A 17,545-nucleotide genomic window follows, 5' to 3' on the forward strand; every position below is an offset into this window, starting at 1 on the left:
GTGATTAAAGGGTTGATTTTTTGTGGTGCCTACACATAGTTTGTTAAACTTATGAATAACTGTTCGATGAAGTTGTTTGGAAGAGTGTTTAAAGCTTTTTATAAGCGATAAGTTGTTGGCATGTTTTCCACGCTTTTGCGGTTTAAGACTACATCATATAATGAAACAAAAAAACGGGCTGTCCTATTTAGATAGGACAGCCCGTTTTTTATATGAAAGGTAGTGAGGCATAAGCCGGAGGCTACGTAAAAAACGAGCTTAACTCGCAGTTAAAAAATTTAGGAGATTCTTAAGAAAGCCCTTTTTAAAGGGTTCTTAAGCCGCCGGAGGCTCGTCGAAGACAAAAGCATAAAGCGCCTAGGCCGCCGGAGGCAAGTCTCTATCTCGCAACTAACGGTAACGAGCAAACTTATAAACCTAACGGTTCATCATAAGAGAATTGAGACTCTTACCAACTTTCGGGATTGTGTCTCCGAAACAACGTTCAGCGTTTTCGCGCATTTTCTCCATGGAATCGCCAGTAATCAACTGCCCAAAAAGACGGTTGCCGTAAAAGAAGTTTGCGGCAAAATACATGCAGTATTTTTTGTAGAGCTTGATTGCGCGGGTAGGATCGCACCATTTTTCGATTTGATCCAAAAACATGAAAAGAGTTTCTTTGTAGGTCTCGGGTGTTGGCTCGAATCCTTCACTGAGTTCTGCAAATATCCACGGCTTAGATATGGCACCACGACCGATGGCAAGACCATCGCACCCTGTACGCTCCATCATAGATTGTGCTGATGGCACGTCCCATACATCACCGTTTCCAAAAATAGGAATGGAGACGGCTTCTTTTACAAGCCTGATGTCGTCGATACGCGGACGTTTTGTACGTCTGTCCGGGGCGACTCGTGGATGAAATGTTAGGGCATCCGCACCTGCTTGCTCCAGCATCTTTGCAAAAGCTACGGCTGGTCCTGATTCGTTTGTCCAACCTGTACGGAATTTAACAAACAGCGGAATGTCCACAGCTTTGCGCATTTTTTCTACCATCTCGCAGGCTCGGTCAACATCTCGCATGAGATCCGCACCGCATTGTTTTCCTACGATTGGCGAAACAGAGCAGCCCATGTTGATATCAACACCAAAGAAATTTTCTTCTTGAATGCGCTCAGCAGCGATAACCATGTCGTCTGGTGCTGCACCAAAAAGCTGGCATACCAGTTTTGGTAGCTCTTCATCCTGCCAGTTGAATACAGGGGACTTGTGTCGGTTTTCGGTAGGCACTGCGCGTGCGCTGCACATACCGGTAAACAATAGTCCGTATCCGCCGTAGTGCGCAGCAATTGCGCGATAGGCGACGTGTCCGAGTCCTGCCATTGGAGCGAGACATAAGCGGTTCTGGATGGTTCTGCCGCGCAGAGTAATAGGCGCAGAGAAAGATTCAGTAGCGTGCATGCATGCCCCTACAAAGTTTGTTCAAGAATGCAGGTGTCGTTTAATTCAAAAACGCGGAATGTGTTGTCTTCAAATGTAGCATAGGTAGGACGGTCACTCTGTTTAGGGAGCGAACAGGAACCCGGGTTCCAAATGTTGATGCCGTTTTCGTCGGTGTATGCTTTAGGACGGTGAACATGACCGTACACAAACGTGTCTCCGGCAGTGAGCGGAGGCATATTTTCCGGATTCCATAAATGTCCATGTGTCAGGAAGATGCGACGACCGTCTGCTACCAGCCATGAGAAATCAGACATCATTGGAAAGTCGAGTACCATCTGATCGACTTCAGCATCGCAATTACCGCGCACCGCAATAATTTTGTCTTTGTAGCTGTTCAACAGAACAACAGTTGCCTTAGGGTCGTGTCCCTCTGGAAGAGGATTACGAGGGCCGTGGTAGAGCAGATCCCCAAGCAATACAATAAAGTCTGGGTTAAAATTTTCTGCCTTGTCCAAAACAGTTTTTGCACGGTCGTAAGAACCGTGCAAATCTGAGATAAATAAAATTTTCATTAAGTGTGTGTCTTTAAATTTTTTATAAAACTTCTATTTTTATCCGCTTAGGCGGCGCTTCTATCCGTTTAGGAAGATAAATCGTGAGCACGCCGTTTTCAAACTTTGCGCTTACTTTCTCTTTGTCCACAAGCTCGCTTACTTCGAACCGCGCGCAGTACTCCACTTCCCCAAATTCCATGGAGTGTACACGTTCACCGGCGGTGAGTCCGAAATCGGACTTGGCTTGAATCGAGAGTTTGTCGTTTTCAATGTCTAAAAGCAACTTTTCTTTGTCCACTCCCGGCATATCGAGATAGAGATAGAACCCGTCTTCGCGTTCAACAAAATCTGCCGGTGGTTGTATTCGTGGGCGTTTTCCCATTATTTTAGGCATCTGCTGCATAGCCACTACCTTGGTTGAATATGGATTGTGCGCGGCTGCATTGCCGTGGACTTAGGAAGCTGAACAAACAGCATACCGGATTTCATGGTGGCAGTAATGCCGTCTTTATGGATTGGTACGTTGATTTTTACCAACCGCTGAAATGACCCTGTCGGGCGCTCCTGCTGGTGGTATTTTCCTTGAATTGGCTTCAGATCGCCTTTCAGGACAAGCGTATTGTCTTCAATAATCAACTCGACATCTTCCATTGCAGCACCCGGCAGTAAAGCCCGCACAAACACGCTTGTGTCATCCTCGCTTATGTACAGCGGGGGAAACGTGGAGCGTCGTGGGGCGGTGAGTTGCGGGTCGTGCAAATCATTCATCAGTTTATCAAACAGATGAGGGAAGTCGTAAAACGATCCATAGTTAATAACCATAATCCGGCTCTCCTTTCAGCATATATCATAAGCAGAGACAGCAATCCGTCAAGGTACGCAAAGGCACGCAGGTCAACGACTAAACAGTAAGGGAATAGGCTACTTGCGTGCGTCGCGTGTTCCGTTGTCCCATGCTTCTTGTGAAACGGCTTCTTCAACCAGCATCACAGGAATATCTTCACGAATAGGGTATACAACTTTACACTTTGAGCAGGATAGTCCGTCTTTATCTTTAGTAAGTTTCAGTGAATTCTTACATTTAGGGCAGGCGAGAATATTTAACAAATCAGCTTGAACAGTCACAGTGGGACTCCTTAAAAAAAATATACACACATAGTGTGCAGAAGGGCTAGTATACGCAGTTACTGTACGTACAGCAACAGGAAGCGGCGTAGTATAATTTTGAAAAAATATCTAATAAGAATATATAAAATGAGCAGGATACATATCGTCATCAATTCGCCATTTGACAAGCCACAAAGCGCAGGCGTAATTAGTATGATGAAAGAAATAAACATACACATTGTTACATAGTTCTATGAATGGAAGGAATTATGGCGCGAACATATATTGATTTACATACGCATTCAACAGCTTCTGACGGAAGCGATTCTCCCGAAGAGCTGGTTAGGCTGGCAAAAAAAGGTAATGTAACCACACTTGCCTTAACAGATCATGACACCGTAGCGGGTGTTGAAGAAGCTATGGAAACCGGTAAAGAGCTCGGAGTAGAAGTCATTGCCGGTTGTGAGCTTGGAGTGAAAACAGAGTTCGGCGAAATTCATCTTCTCGGTCTGTGGCTTGATCCCAAGGCTCCCAAGCTGCAATCTATAATGAGTGAGTTGCGCGGGTACCGAGCTGAGCGTAACAAAATTATTGTTGAAAAGCTTCAGACTCTCGGTATGAACATTACCTACGAAGAAGTACTTGAAGCAGCAGGCGACGGTTCTGTTGGTCGTCCACATATTGCTCAGGTTCTCGTTAATAAAAAATATTTCAAAAGCGTGAAAAAAGTTTTTGAAGATATGTTGTGCGATGGTGGCAAAGCATATGTTCCTAAAAAAGTACTCGATCCTATCGAGGGCGTTAAGTTGCTGAAAGAGGAAGGAGCTACAGTCTCATGGGCGCATATGTGCATTCATCGTCAGTCTACAGAGTATCTTAGTGATACAATCGCAACGCTAAAACCACACGGATTGGATGCGTTGGAAGCTTATCACAGCGAGCATGGGGCTGCTTCAACTAGACTTGTTGTTGAACTTGCAGCCATACATGGACTTGCACTCACCGGCGGTTCGGATTATCACGGCGCGGTGAAGCCTAATATTACGCTTGGTCGTGGTAAGGGTGGATTGTATGTGCCGCACAGTGTGCTCGATAACTTAAAAGAACTACGCCGCAAGCAGGGGCTTCCTGTTTAGCTAAGAATATTATGATTAAAAAATTGCCTGAACTGCTTTGTCCAGCAGGAGATATGGACAGACTCGAATCCGCACTGCTTTACGGTGCTGATGCGTGTTATCTTGGTGGAAAGAAACATAGCCTGCGCGCAAGCTCCGGCGGTTTTGACTGGGAAGAACTGGAAACAGCCTGCGGTAAAGCGCATGCTAAAAATGCTTCCATCTACTATACCCTCAATATTCTGCCGCATGAACAGCATCTTGCCGGTGTGGAAGAATCTCTTGAACATCTTGCTGAATCTAGTGTAGACGGGCTCATCATTGCTGACCCCGGTGTGCTTCGTATGGCACGCCGCATAGCACCGAACAAGTCTATCCATCTTAGCACACAAGCAAACACATCCAACAGTGAAGCTGTAGGATTCTGGCATGATCTCGGAATCGAGCGCGTTAACGTAGCACGTGAACTTGGTGCACATGCCATCAGCAAGCTTACAAAAGCATACCCTTCAATGGAATTTGAAGTGTTTGTTCACGGTGCAATGTGTCTAGCACTCTCAGGTCGTTGTCTGCTCTCATCTTGGATGAATCAGCGCCCTGCGAATTTAGGTGAATGCACGCATCCGTGCCGGTTCGAATACAAAGGTCTTGAAGTACAAGACATGCGTTTGACCGTTGAAGAAGGCATGCGCGAAGGGCCAACTTGGGATATAACCCACGAAGGACCACACAGTGCATTCTGGGCACCCGAAGATCTTTGTCTTGTAAAATACATGCACTGGTTCCACAAAAACAACGTCGCGTCTCTTAAAATTGAAGGGCGTATGAAGACTCCAAGCTACGTAGCACACGTAGTGGATGTCTACAGAACCGCCATCAACGACGTTGCCACCAAACAGTTCCGTTACGATGATTACATCCGTGAACTGCAGAACACTGCATCAAGAAATTTAAGCACAGGCTTCTTCTTACCAAAAGGACACAGAAAATCCGTGTCCCCGTTACCGAAGAGTGACTGTACGCCAATCGTCGCCAAGCTCGTGCAAAAAGAAAACGACAGCAAATGGCAAATCGCTGTGCGCTCTCCGTTCCGAGCAGACAGACCAGTGCAAGTGATGGTACCCGGACTTAAACGCCCAGTGTTACCAGTCGGAAGTTTCCAGCTGGAAAACCATCGCGGTGAAGCTGTCGATGTTGTACATCCCGGTATGTTCGGGTTTATCCGATGCGAAAGTGAGCATTTTTCTGAAGGACTTTTCCTGCGCGGATAGGCCTGCTGTCTTTATTGTACTATTTTATGTCTCCGACGGCGCTTGTCAGCGGGATGCCTCCGGCGAACCTGCGGTGCTTGCCTCCGGCGGCCAGAGAACCTTTTTAAGTAAAAAGGATTCTCTGGACTCTCCAAAAACTTTTATCTGCGAGGTCAGCACGTTCTTTACGGAACTTTGCGGCTTACGCTCCACTACCTTTCTTAAAATGAAAAAGGGCTGTCCTACATATTGTAGGACAGCCCTTTTTTTATTCAAGTCAGTGGAATTAAGCCGCGAGAAAAATAATCTACGGGCGTAACGCGCTAATAAAAGTTTTTGAAGGCCTTTGACCGTTAACGAGTCTTCGAGTTTTACGGACGAAGAGAGTGTAACGGGTCTGGGGGAAACTTTTTACAAAGCTTTAGCCGTTCTCAAAGAATGAGAGATTACGGATAAAGACAGTGGAACAGTTTCAGCCCAGCCGCCGGAGGCATCCCGCTGAAAAGCGCCGCCGGAGGCAATGGCAATAACTAACCTATCAAAAGCCTAGCGTTTGCCACGCGGCTTTGAGCTGCGCGAATTGCTTGGCTTTGAACTACGGGAACTGCTCGGTTTAGAGCCGTGTCCGCCAGTTGATTTTTTACCTTGAGAGCTACCCTGTGGCTTGCGTCTAAGGCTTGTCTTGTGTCGGTAATCGATGTTGATATTGTTACCGGCAGGTTCGTTGTAGTTGAAGTTGCCGAGTTTGCGCATTGAGAAAGCCTTGCCGATCTCCTGCTCCATCTGGAGCATTTCCATGAGGTCTTTTTCACCGATTAAGGTAATGGCAGTACCTTTGCGGTATGCACGAGCTGTTCGTCCAACACGGTGAATGTACATGTCTGAATGAGACGGTGCGTCAAACTGAACAATGTGCGTGATGTGGTCAAGATCGATACCGCGTGCAACGAGGTCTGTTGCTACGAGTACGCGTGCTTCACCTGACTGCATTTTTGCAAGCATTTTGTTTCGTTTTGACTGTGACAGGTCACTGTGCAGCGCAGCTACATCGCCAAATCTACCTGAAAGAAAACGTTCGATTTCTCGGCAGGTTTCTTTGGTGTTAGTAAAAATGATAACACCGCCGTCTTCCTTGGAATGCGGGCTGTGCTCTGCACGTTTCTGTTTGTGTACGAGCTCGTCAGAATCATTAAGCAGCAGCGGCATCAATGCTAAAAGAAGTTTCTTTTTAAGATGCGGCGCTACGGTGTAAATTTCGTGTGAGATGTCCGGCTTTGCTTCATCTGTGCGTACATCAATAACTGTAGGGTCTTTGGTGTAGGTGCATGCCAGATGCTCGATAGGCTTCGGCATGGTTGCAGAGAAGAATGCAGTTGTACGCTTGGACGGAATGTGATCCAGAATTTTTGTAATTTCAGGCAAGAAACCGAGGTCGAACATGCGGTCTGCTTCATCAATGATGAGCGTATCAACGCCGCCGAGACGGATTTCTTTCTGATTAATAAAATCGAGAAGTCGCCCTGGTGTTGCTACAATAATTGTAGACGCAGCTGCGGCTTTTTTTTGTGGCGTGGCACCGGCACCGCCGTAGACAGCTCCGCAACGGAAGCCGGTCTGTTGGCCGAGGTCAATGCAGGTTTTCTGAATCTGGAGAGCAAGCTCACGGGTCGGTGCGAGAATGAGCGCACGAATTGGACCGCGCTTCAGTGCGTCTTCTGCTGCTAAGTGCTGGAGCAAAGGAAGAAGGAACGCTGCTGTTTTGCCTGTACCTGTGTTTGCAAGGGCAATGGTGTCCTGTCTTTTGAGCAGGGCAGGAATAACAGCCTGCTGAACAGGAGTCGGTCTGGTAAATTTGCAGGCAACTAAGCCTGATCGGATACGCTGATCAAATGAAAACTGATCGAAGTAGAACTGTTCATAAGAAGGCTGTTCTGTTTCGGTATCAGTTTCAACTTCGGCTTCAATGGTAGTTTCAGCTTCGGTTGCTTTTTCAAGTTCGTCGGCGTTTATTTCGGGCGTGGTCATGGGAGTCCTTTATTATTCGACATTTTTCAGCGTAGGATATGCAGTATTTGCGCTTGAAATGTTTAAGATTGAAGTTAGCTGAGTGCACGTCATCAGTTTGCGACTGCGCAGCATTCAGCTGTAGGCGCTTTTATGATGTCTTTGGGCAAGTGCCCCTGAGACATATGGCAATATCTCACTCTGATGGTCATCGTAGTATAAGAAACGAAGAGCACTCGCAAATGAAATATTTTTAAAATGAAAAGTACTCAGGCTCAGCGACCTTATAATGTCTGCAGTGTGGGCATCCTCGTATCATATTACGTTAGCACCATTGGGTTGCATAATAATGATATTTTAAGGCTCGCACATAGAAAATGACGGGGGACTTATGCCGAAAGACGTAAAAGACTATCTACACCTGCTCGATAAACCACTCGACGAATCAGCAGCTCCGGCAGCGCGTAACTCTGCGCTAGGTGAAGATGCTTTGTGGCACGTGTTGTATTCGTTGGGACGCGATAATACGCACCCCAGTAAACATAAATGTTATTGGGGGCTTGTGCTGGCAGTTCGTGATCGTATGCTGGAAAAATGGGCTGCTGTGCAGAAGCAATATTATGAAAACGATGACAAACGATTGTATTATCTTTCGCTTGAGTTTTTACCCGGCAAGTTTTTACGCAGTAACCTGTTGGCGCTTGGCTTGGAAAATGAAGCGCACGAATTTTTGCGTGATCAGGGGTTCTCGTTAGATGAAATTATTGAGCAAGAATGTGAGCCGGGGCTGGGGAACGGCGGATTAGGGCGTCTTGCTTCCTGTTATATGGATTCAATGGCGACACTCGGATTGCCTGCATACGGCTATGGTATTCGTTATTCATATGGTTTGTTCAGACAAGAAATTCGTAATGGACAGCAGGTTGAACAGCCGGATAACTGGTTGCATGAAGGTAGCCATTGGCTGATTCCACGTCCTCATGGTCTGTATCCGATCCGTTTTTACGGTAAGGTTCATGAATGGCTGGATGATGATGGTGTGCTGCACCATGACTGGCGCGGCGGGGATATTGTTATGGCTATGGCGAATGATGTGTATGTGCCTGGCTATCGCAATGGCCATGTAAACTGCATTCGTTTGTGGGAAGCGCGTCCTCATAAAGAGTTTGTGTTGAGTTCGTTTAATGCGGGTGACTACATAGGATCTGTTCAGGAAAAAATTGCAGATGAAAATATTTCTATGGTGCTGTATCCGAGCGATGACGCGCCGGAAGGAAAAACTCTACGACTGAAGCAGCAGTATTTCTTCGTGGCAGCCACCATGCGAGATTTGATTCGTCGATTTAAAAAGTTAAATAAGCCTTGGGATCAATTAGCGGAAAAAAATGTTGTTCAGCTAAACGAAACACATCCATCCATTGCCATTCCAGAACTGATGCGAGTGCTGGTAGATGAAGAATTGCTCGGATGGGAAGAAGCATGGTGCATTTGCCAAAAACTTTTTGCCTACACCAACCATACAATTCTTCCAGAGGCGTTGGAAACATGGCCAGTGACGCTTGTTGAGCGTCTGCTACCACGCCATATGCAGATCATATATGAAATTAACCGACGCTTTCTTGAGGAAGTCCGTCTACATTTCCGCGACGAACCTGACCTTCCTTCTCGTGTTTCGCTCATTTCAGATGGTCCAGAAAAAATAGTACGTATGAGTCATTTAGCGATCGTTGGTAGCTTTAGTGTTAACGGTGTTTCAGCATTGCATACGCAAATTTTGCGTGACCGTGTATTTCACGATTTTATTCGGATATTCCCAGATAGGTTTAATAATAAAACAAACGGCGTAACACCGCGTAGATGGCTGCGGCAGTGTAACGTTGCGTTATCATGGTTACTTGGTGAACATTTGGGATGCAGCTGGGTGACAGACCTGAATAAACTGGAGCGTATTCGTGAGCTGGCAGAAGTTGAGGAATTTCGCCATGACTGGGATCAGTGCCGTCTTACAAATAAAAAGCGCCTTGCAGATTATATAGAAAAGGCAAACGGCATTACGATTAATCCGCACAGTATTTTTGATGTGCAGGTAAAGCGTTTCCACGAGTATAAGCGCCAGTTGTTGAACGTGTTACACATTATCTCGCTCTACAATAGTATACGGAAAAATCCAGAAGTGAAGATTCAGCCTCGCACGTTTATCTTTGGCGGTAAGGCTGCTCCAAGCTACTGGATGGCGAAGGACATCATTTATCTTATTAACTGCGTTGCACGGCGAGTGAATTCTGACCCGCATACACGAGATTCGTTGAAGGTGGTCTTCCTTGCAAACTACAATGTTACGCTGGCACAGCTTCTTGTTCCTGCGACAGATGTCTCTGAGCAGATCTCAACTGCAGGGTATGAGGCATCCGGTACCGGTAATATGAAATTTGCCCTTAACGGTGCATTGACCATCGGTACAAGAGATGGTGCGAATATTGAAATTGCCGAGCGCGTTGGAGATCCGAATATTTATCTCTTTGGTCTATGCGAGCAGGAAGTTATTGATCTGAAAAAGCGTGGCTACAATCCGTGGGATATATACAAAGACGATAGTGAATTGCGGGAAGTTTTGGACATGATCAATTCAGACCAGTTTACACCGGGTAATCCCACAGCCTTTAGTGCGATTTTCGATTCCCTGTTAAGCGGCGGAGATCGTTTTATGGTGCTTGCTGATTATCGTGCCTATGTGGAAACACACAAGCGCATTGCGCATGAATATGTTGACCGTGAACTTTGGATAAAGAAATCCATTATGAACACCGCCGGCATGGGATTCTTCTCCAGCGACCGAGCTGTTCAAGAATATATAGACGGCATCTGGAACATAAAACCAGACGTTTAGTTTGCTAATAAAAAAGGCTTCCCGTGAAAAGGAAGCCTTTTTTATTATGATGCAGTCGCTAAATGAAGAGTAACGCAGACCCGCCACATGCTGTAAGAACGCTGAGGACGACACGTCGTGACGGCATTTTTTTATCAACAACGGCAGTAATCATGATGACGGCAAGCGGTGTCATACTAATAAGTGATGCTGCGATTCCGGCTTTTGCATACTTCATAGAAAACAAAGCAATCCAGTTACCGATTGTGGTGCCGAAAAAGCTTGCAACAAGTACAATCTTCATCGCCTTTTTCATGTTTTCTTTTTGCTCAAAAATTTTGTGATACTGACCAAGAGCAGTTGCTGCAATCCAGGCACAGCTTGCAGCGGCGGCAATACGCAAAATACTGCCCATTAGCGGATCAAGTCCGTAGGAGAGTCCTTTGCGAATGCACACATGCGACAGGCCGAGTGCTAATACTGAAACCAGCACCAGTTTAAACCCATATCGCCACTCTTTGGAGTCTACGGGAATATCTGTTTGTTCGTCGTTCTGGTTTGTGATTGATAACACTGAACCGATGATGACAAACATGCCGACAAGGTTGAGGAGTGTCAGTGACTCTCCCAGTGTGAAAAATGCGATTACAGCAGTAACACAAGGTGTCATCTGCCATAAAATTGAACCGGTTCTTGCCCCGATGCGGGTGCATCCCTCGTAGAAGAGGGTGTCTGCAACACCAAGTCCAAGAACGCCGGAGAGTAAAATCCAACCGATGGATTGGCTTGGAAATACCCATTCAGCACCGATAATAAGCGCAATGCAAATGTTGTAAAACAACACTAACGGGGTACGGCATAAGGTGAGTGGCCATGCCCCGATAAGTTTGGCAGCATTTGTATGCATGTAAGTAGAAAGTCCCCATAGGCACGCTGTGCCCAGTGCTGCGATTTCCCCTACAAACATTGGTGTCTCCTTGTCGATAGTCGCAAGATGAATATCTGCAACATAACAATCTGTTTTTAAAGAAAAAATATAGTTCCTCCCTAGGCTCATTTTTTCATTTTCACAATGAATAAAGTGCGCAGAAACAAAAAAAGCCCCGTAGCAGCTGCTACGGGGCTTTGATCTTTTTATCTCTACAAAACGCTATTTAACAAATAATTTGAGGAAGCGTTTTTTACCAAGCTTGATGACATATTCACCAGCAGTAAGAGCATCTTCAGTGCTGCATTTTTCTCCATCAATGGAGAGTGCACCCTGTTTCATAAGGCGACGTGCTTCACCGCGGGATTTAGTGAGCTTTGCATCTGTAAGGAATACAGGAGGCATGGAAGCGTCACCGGATTCGCAAGTGTATTCCGGCAGATCGTCCGGAAGCTGACCTTTAGCGAATACTGAGTTGAATCCTGCACGAGCTTTAGCTGCTTCTTCAGCACCGTGGTACTGAGTTACAATATCTTCTGCGAGCTCTTCTTTAGCAATTTTCGGGTGGAGCTCACCAGATTCTACGTTAGCTTTAAGTGCTTTAATTTCTTCAAGAGACTTGAGAGAAATGAGTTCGTAGTAGCGCCACATGAGTTCGTCAGAAATAGACATAAGCTTGCCGAACATGTCAGCAGGAGCTTCGTCAATACCCACGTAGTTACCGTAGGATTTTGACATCTTACGAACGCCGTCGAGGCCTTCAAGAATAGGCATGGTCATGACGCACTGCGGAGCCTGACCTTCCTGAGACTGGAGGGTACGACCCATAAGTAAGTTGAACTTCTGGTCAGTACCACCAAGTTCGATATCTGATTCGAGTGCAACAGAGTCATAGCCCTGTACAAGCGGATACAAGAATTCATGGATAGCGATAGGGGTGTTGCCCTTGTAACGCTGCTCAAAATCGTTACGCTCAAGCATACGCGCTACGGTATAGCGGGATGCAAGACGAATAAAGTCAGCTGCGCCGAATTTGTCGAACCACTCGGAGTTGAAGCGAACTTCGGTTTTTTCAGGATCAAGAATCTTGAAAACCTGTTCTTTATATGTCTCTGCGTTAGCGAGAACATCTTCACGAGTAAGCGGAGGACGGGTGTCGGAACGGCCGGACGGGTCACCGATCATACCGGTGAAATCACCGATAAGGAAGATAACAGTGTGACCGAGTTCCTGAAAATGACGCAGCTTATGGATTGCAACACTATGACCAAGGTGCAAATCTGGAGCTGTTGGGTCAAAACCCATTTTTACGCGCAGCGGTTTGCCTTTTTCGAGCTTTTTCTTAAGCTCGTCGGCATCAATAAGTTCAGCACAGCCACGCTGAATGATTTCGAGCTGTTTTTGAATATCCATAATTCTCTCTTTTACAAAAAAATATGTTGTAGCTTGGTGTCTGTTACAAAGAATTGATGAATTGTCAAACTTTGCAAAATTGTCATACAGCCTCCGGCGGGCAAGGGCTCTGCTTCCGCAGGGGACTGGTCTCCGTAACACTCGTTCCTCGTGAACGGTTACTGGCGCAAGCACCCGCAAGGGGGACGCCCCCTTGACCTCGATTATGGTGAAGGGGGGCTCTGGAAAGATCTTGGTGGTAAGAATATGTAAGCTACATAAGATTTTTAAGCCGTAATTATTTCGAAAATAAAATGGGTATCGCCTAGTCGCAGTCAAGAGGGCGTCCCTCTTGCGGGGATGCAAGGGGCTGGTCCCTTGCCCCTCGGAGAGTCGCCGAAGGCAATACCTTACTCGCGAATAAGCTCAATAGCTGTGCACAGCCCTGTTTCATCATTGATGTCCATGAACAGACCGTTGATATGCTCAGTGCCTTTTGCAACTTTAAATCGCTGCGGCAGCCCTGTCATGAATCGTTCAATAATTACTTTTGGTTCCATACCGAGGCAGGATTCTTCGACTCCGCACATACCGGCATCAGTAAGATATCCGGTACCTTTTTGTAGGATCATCGCGTCTGCGGTTTGCACATGGGTGTGTGTGCCTATGACAGCCGAAACTTTGCCGTCCACATAGAAGGAGAGCGCTTTTTTTTTCGCTCGTTGCTTCGGCGTGGATGTCAATAATGCGAATAAGCACATCATCTGGAATGGACGCAAGCAGTTCGTCCACTTTCTTGAACGGGCAGTCGATGTTGTCCATGAACGTGCGTCCCAGTAGGTTCATTACAGCAACTTTGCTACCGTTTTTAAGCTCATGAATAACGAGACCGCTGCCTGGCGCTCCCTGCGGATAGTTAGCAGGGCGGATGAGCCGCGGTTCATTGTTAAGCAGGTTGTACATTTCCTTGTGCTTCCAGATGTGGTTACCGGAAGTAAGAATGTCTATACCTGCACCAAAAAGTTCGCGCATTGTGTCTCCTGAAAGACCAATGCCGCCGGAGGCGTTTTCCCCGTTAGCAATAACGAGGTCTGCCCCTTTTTCTTCTCTGAGAGAAGGAAGGCGTTTACGCAGAATAAGTCTGCCCGGTTTGCCTACAATGTCACCGAAGAATAAAATTCGCATGACGCTTCCTATAATTTAAAAAAAGAGTACGTCAACTGCTGTGCCTTCGTAGATGCCTTCACTGTCTGCGCCAATACGCGCGACACCGTCAGCCTGAAGCATGGTTTTCAGTAAGCCGGATTTTCCGAGCACAGGGGTTGCGATGGTTTTTCCATTTTTTTCTGTTACGCTGACGCGCACATAATCTTCACGCCCCGGTTTGGAAGCCACGTTGCGGCTAAGTACAGCTTGCTTGGAAGGCCAGCGGGTTTGATCGAACGCGTTTGTATCCCCACCAAGGTAGCGTAAAAACGGCATGCCGAGAATAAACATGACAACCTGCGCAGAGGCAACTTGTCCGGGGAGTCCCCATATGGCTTTGTTGCCGCATTTTGCAAGAATGAGCGGTTTACCCGGACTGATGGCTACCCCGTGGTTGATGATCTCTGCACCTTCGATTTCTTCAATAGCTCCCACTGTGAGATCACGAACACCAACAGAGCTGCCGCCGGAAAGGAATACAACATCGTTTTCCGCAAGGGCATTTTCAAGCGCTGTTTTGAGTGATTCGAGATTGTCTTCAACAAGGCCGTAGGTTTTCGCAGTCGCACCTGCACGTCGAGCACATGCTGCAAGAGTGTAGCTGTTAACGTCGCGTACTTGTCCAACAACAGGTTTTTCCTCAATAGGGATAAGTTCATCACCGGTTGAGATGATGCCTACTCGCGGCGTATTGTTGACTGGGATTTCCATAACACCGAGCGCTGCCAGCATTCCGACTTCTTGAGGACGGATACGGGTTCCGGCAACAAGAGCTGGATTTCCTGTTGTTGCGTCTTCACCTTTGAGCATGACGTTTTCGAATGGTGCGAGAGACTTGCGGATTTCCACAGTTCCTGCGCCAAGAGATTCCGTGTGTTCAACCATGACAACTGCGTCTGCACCGTCTGGAAGAATTCCGCCGGTTACGATTCCGGCGCATTCGCCATTTTGAAGAGTATATGATGCAGGTTGTTCAATATCGATATCACCGACAGATTCGAGATACGCAGGGTTTGCTTCAGATGCACCGAAGACACTGGACGCATTAATTGCGTAGCCGTCCATACATGAGCGGCTGGCAAGCGGCAGGTCTTCTGCTGCAATAATATCTTCCGCAAGTACACATCCATCTACAGCATCAATAGATACCGTGTGGGCTTGCAACGGGGAAAATGAGTGAAGTGCTTGAATAAATTCCTGCACGCTGAGTACATTGAAGAAATCTTTTTTCATATCGTATCCTCGAATCTTAATTAAATGGCGAACAAGCAGAGTAGCCTGTAACCGCAAGTGGTGCAAGGCTGAGGTGGTTGCGACAGTGTTGGAAATTCTTGGTAATGGGCGCAAAAAAACATCCGTCTGAGCCTGGAGAAAAAGGAAGGTACGAAGTTCTTTTTCTCCGTGTTCAAACGGATGTGCGGTGCTTTTTAAATGCCCCTTCGGGAAAAGGGGCATTTAATATGGGATAGGACGTGTATTAAACAAATTTCTTCTCTGGAAGCGTAGGGATTACGCGATGTATTGCTTAATACCGGTACGGGAAAGCTACCAGCGTCCTTGGGGGATCATATTATAAAGCAGACTGCTGACAAACCAGCACATTGCTGCGTTACTTCAAAAAAATCTGATGCTCACATAGGTCTAACTATGCTTCGCCCCTGACTTTTTCTTGTGCTTTGCACTGCACAAGTTTGTCTCAATCTGTCAAAAAACAACTTTGTCAGCAAACTCTTATAAAAGAGCTATTCCTTGATTGATGAGCCCTGCGGCAATTAGCCACATGATTGCGCACACCGTGCCATCAAGGATTCGCCATGAAGAAGGCTTGCGGAATAATGGTGCAAGTGCCTGTCCTCCAAATGCGAGAGCGCCGAACCAGATTACGGAGGCGCAAACGCCGCCGATCCAGAAATAAATTCTACCGTCACCGATAAATTGTCCGCCGAGTGAACCCATAAGAACAACTGTGTCCAAATAAGTGTGCGGGTTTAAAAAGGTAACAGCCAGTGTTGTTAGCACAACATTTCGCAAAGAGCGTGTAGCATCTGAAGATGTTGTCAGTATCCCTGGTTTGCAGGCAGATTTGAAAGCGCGGAATCCGTACCAGAGTAAAAATGCAGCGCCAAAAAAAAGTGGCAAACAATCTTACGTCAGGTGAGGAAGCGACAATCTGTCCAATACTGAAAACACCAAGTCCGATAAGTAGCATGTCGGACACGATGCACATGAGCGCGATAGTAAGATGGTGGTTTTTGCGAACACTCTGAGAGAGTAAAAAGGCATTTTGTGCCCCGATCGCCATAATTAATCCACCGCAAGTACCAAAACCTTGAAAAAATGGAGCGAGCATATCTGTTCCCAATCCTTAGCTGCATTGTAGCAATAATTCATAGTAATTCAGGTCAATACAGAAGGCGTCCCTTCGGCAGACAATGGGAAGTTCAGTGAGCGCTGTAACAACGGGGTGCGCTCAACACCCCGTCACCACATCTGGAACTTGTTTGCGAACACTTATGTAGAAGAAAAATGGTTAGAAGTGAAATTCATTGTTTTGATGTTACATAAGTTTTGCTAATGTGAGCGCATGATCGATTATAAACAGCTCGAAGCCTTTGCTGCCGTGGTAGAAAATGGTGGCTTTGAAAAAGCGGCAACCGTTCTGCATATTACGCAGTCAGCGGTTTCTCAGCGTATACGGTTGCTTGAAGATAGAATCGGCGCAATGCTTATTGTGCGCTCCACACCCGTGCAGCCTACTGCCATGGGACAAAAACTGCTTGGGCACTACAAGCAAGTAAGTCTCATGGAGCAGGACTTGTTTGAAGACACGCTGGGCAAGACGGCAGAAGATTATATTACGGTTCCTGTAGGTATTAATGCAGACAGTCTCGCAACGTGGATTCCCGACACGCTGCAAGAACTCCTGACGACTACAAATATTCTTGTAGATATTCGACTGGGGGATCAGGACAAAACACATGATATGCTTAAAAACGGGGAAGTGGTAGGTTGTGTCAGTTCCCAACCCGGACCCATGCAGGGATGTAAGACTGTCTATCTCGGCAAGATGATCTATGTGTGCTGTGCTACTCCAGAGTTCGCAAGAAAATGGTTCCCGAATGGATTTTCATCAGATGCTGTTCGCGCTGCGCCTATCCTTACATATGATCGTACAGATGAGATGAACAATGAAATGCTTTCACGGTACGGCATCCGTGCCGGTGAGTTCCCGACGCACTATGTACCGGATTCTCATATGTTTGTTGATCTGTGCAAAAAGGGGCTGGGGTACGGAATGATTCCGAGTTTGCAGATTGAAGAAGAGTTGCGAACAAAGCAGCTTGTACCAATCGTGCAAGGCTATTCTGTGACGGTAAGACTTTACTGGCATTGCTGGAATTTGCAGACGCGTCATATCATAATGCTTACTGATGCATTTGAGAAAGTCGCAAAGTTGCATCTTTCTCGATGAGTTTGGATAGACTGGCATTTTTGGCTAGTTTATGTAGTGTGTGCAGATTCTGAAAAAAGAAGAAAAGTGGTAACACATCTCTGTACAAACAGAGCATTCGTAATTACCAGTATCAGATACATATTGTCACATTAGAGTGCCAATGCTTATTTGCGTGTATAATGAGCATGTGTTATATTTCACATGCAAGTTGACTTATTAGATTATCAAAACGCTATGTTCTTACTAT

14 protein-coding genes and 2 pseudogenes are annotated in these 17,545 nt (G+C 46.4%); 4 read left to right on the forward strand and 12 right to left on the reverse strand.

The features are described 5' to 3' along the window. Positions 1 to 417: 417 nt before the first annotated feature. From MKHDV_RS11185 to MKHDV_RS11205, 5 genes are all read right to left on the reverse strand, one after another. Positions 418 to 1,440: a tRNA-dihydrouridine synthase gene (locus MKHDV_RS11185; protein WP_160715309.1), complete on the reverse strand. Its 1,023-nt coding sequence runs from the start codon at positions 1,438 to 1,440 to the stop codon at positions 418 to 420. A gap of 8 nt (positions 1,441 to 1,448) precedes the next feature. Beyond that, complete coding sequence (gene yfcE / locus MKHDV_RS11190) at positions 1,449 to 1,994, reverse strand: phosphodiesterase (RefSeq protein ID WP_160715311.1); 546 nt, start codon at positions 1,992 to 1,994, stop codon at positions 1,449 to 1,451. Positions 1,995 to 2,016: 22 nt separating this feature from the next. Beyond that, positions 2,017 to 2,379 carry an Hsp20/alpha crystallin family protein gene (locus tag MKHDV_RS11195; RefSeq protein WP_160715313.1) on the reverse strand — a complete coding sequence of 121 codons (363 nt, stop codon included), beginning with the start codon at positions 2,377 to 2,379 and terminating at the stop codon, positions 2,017 to 2,019. 5 nt (positions 2,380 to 2,384) lie between these two features. Continuing rightward, on the reverse strand, positions 2,385 to 2,798 hold the full coding sequence (locus MKHDV_RS11200; RefSeq protein ID WP_160715315.1) for an Hsp20/alpha crystallin family protein: 414 nt from the start codon (positions 2,796 to 2,798) through the stop codon (positions 2,385 to 2,387). A gap of 99 nt (positions 2,799 to 2,897) precedes the next feature. Then, positions 2,898 to 3,101, reverse strand: a complete 204-nt coding sequence (locus tag MKHDV_RS11205; protein ID WP_160715317.1) for a Trm112 family protein — start codon at positions 3,099 to 3,101, stop codon at positions 2,898 to 2,900. Positions 3,102 to 3,352: 251 nt separating this feature from the next. Between MKHDV_RS11205 and MKHDV_RS11210 the strand changes: the two genes are divergently transcribed. Together MKHDV_RS11210 and MKHDV_RS11215 are read left to right on the forward strand one after the other, a co-directional pair. After that, positions 3,353 to 4,219, forward strand: a complete 867-nt coding sequence (locus tag MKHDV_RS11210; protein ID WP_160715319.1) for a PHP domain-containing protein — start codon at positions 3,353 to 3,355, stop codon at positions 4,217 to 4,219. An 11-nt stretch (positions 4,220 to 4,230) separates the two neighbouring features. After that, positions 4,231 to 5,469, forward strand: coding sequence for a peptidase U32 family protein (locus tag MKHDV_RS11215; RefSeq protein WP_160715321.1), 1,239 nt, complete (start codon positions 4,231 to 4,233; stop codon positions 5,467 to 5,469). Positions 5,470 to 5,994: 525 nt separating this feature from the next. On the opposite strand, the gene MKHDV_RS11220 is transcribed toward MKHDV_RS11215, so the two are convergent. Continuing rightward, on the reverse strand, positions 5,995 to 7,473 hold the full coding sequence (locus MKHDV_RS11220; RefSeq protein ID WP_160715323.1) for a DEAD/DEAH box helicase: 1,479 nt from the start codon (positions 7,471 to 7,473) through the stop codon (positions 5,995 to 5,997). A 370-nt stretch (positions 7,474 to 7,843) separates the two neighbouring features. Between MKHDV_RS11220 and MKHDV_RS11225 the strand changes: the two genes are divergently transcribed. Then, positions 7,844 to 10,339: a glycogen/starch/alpha-glucan phosphorylase gene (locus MKHDV_RS11225; protein ID WP_160715325.1), complete on the forward strand. Its 2,496-nt coding sequence runs from the start codon at positions 7,844 to 7,846 to the stop codon at positions 10,337 to 10,339. Between the two features lie 58 nt (positions 10,340 to 10,397). On the opposite strand, the gene MKHDV_RS11230 is transcribed toward MKHDV_RS11225, so the two are convergent. The 6 genes and pseudogenes from MKHDV_RS11230 to MKHDV_RS19210 form a co-directional block, all read right to left on the reverse strand. Continuing rightward, positions 10,398 to 11,285: a DMT family transporter gene (locus MKHDV_RS11230; protein ID WP_160715327.1), complete on the reverse strand. Its 888-nt coding sequence runs from the start codon at positions 11,283 to 11,285 to the stop codon at positions 10,398 to 10,400. A 183-nt stretch (positions 11,286 to 11,468) separates the two neighbouring features. Then, entirely contained in the window at positions 11,469 to 12,662 is a 1,194-nt protein-coding gene (tyrS, locus tag MKHDV_RS11235) for a tyrosine--tRNA ligase (RefSeq protein ID WP_162859864.1), read from the reverse strand. Between the two features lie 386 nt (positions 12,663 to 13,048). Further along, positions 13,049 to 13,823, reverse strand: a pseudogene (locus MKHDV_RS11240) (TIGR00282 family metallophosphoesterase). 15 nt (positions 13,824 to 13,838) lie between these two features. Then, the gene (glp, locus tag MKHDV_RS11245) at positions 13,839 to 15,077 is read right to left on the reverse strand and encodes a gephyrin-like molybdotransferase Glp (RefSeq protein WP_160715486.1); all 1,239 of its coding nucleotides are present in this window, start codon (positions 15,075 to 15,077) and stop codon (positions 13,839 to 13,841) included. 498 nt (positions 15,078 to 15,575) lie between these two features. Continuing rightward, entirely contained in the window at positions 15,576 to 15,983 is a 408-nt protein-coding gene (locus MKHDV_RS11250; RefSeq protein ID WP_371416026.1) for a LysE/ArgO family amino acid transporter, read from the reverse strand. A gap of 49 nt (positions 15,984 to 16,032) precedes the next feature. Continuing rightward, a pseudogene (locus MKHDV_RS19210) lies at positions 16,033 to 16,194 on the reverse strand (LysE family transporter); the annotation flags it as partial. A 234-nt stretch (positions 16,195 to 16,428) separates the two neighbouring features. Here MKHDV_RS19210 and MKHDV_RS11255 point away from each other — a divergent pair. Continuing rightward, positions 16,429 to 17,316 (forward strand): LysR family transcriptional regulator ArgP, encoded by an 888-nt coding sequence (locus tag MKHDV_RS11255; RefSeq protein WP_160715331.1) that lies wholly within the window; start codon positions 16,429 to 16,431, stop codon positions 17,314 to 17,316. Positions 17,317 to 17,545 lie beyond the last annotated feature (229 nt).

It is taken from the genome of Halodesulfovibrio sp. MK-HDV, from assembly GCF_009914765.1.
In the GTDB taxonomy this organism is placed as follows: Bacteria; Desulfobacterota; Desulfovibrionia; order Desulfovibrionales; family Desulfovibrionaceae; genus Halodesulfovibrio.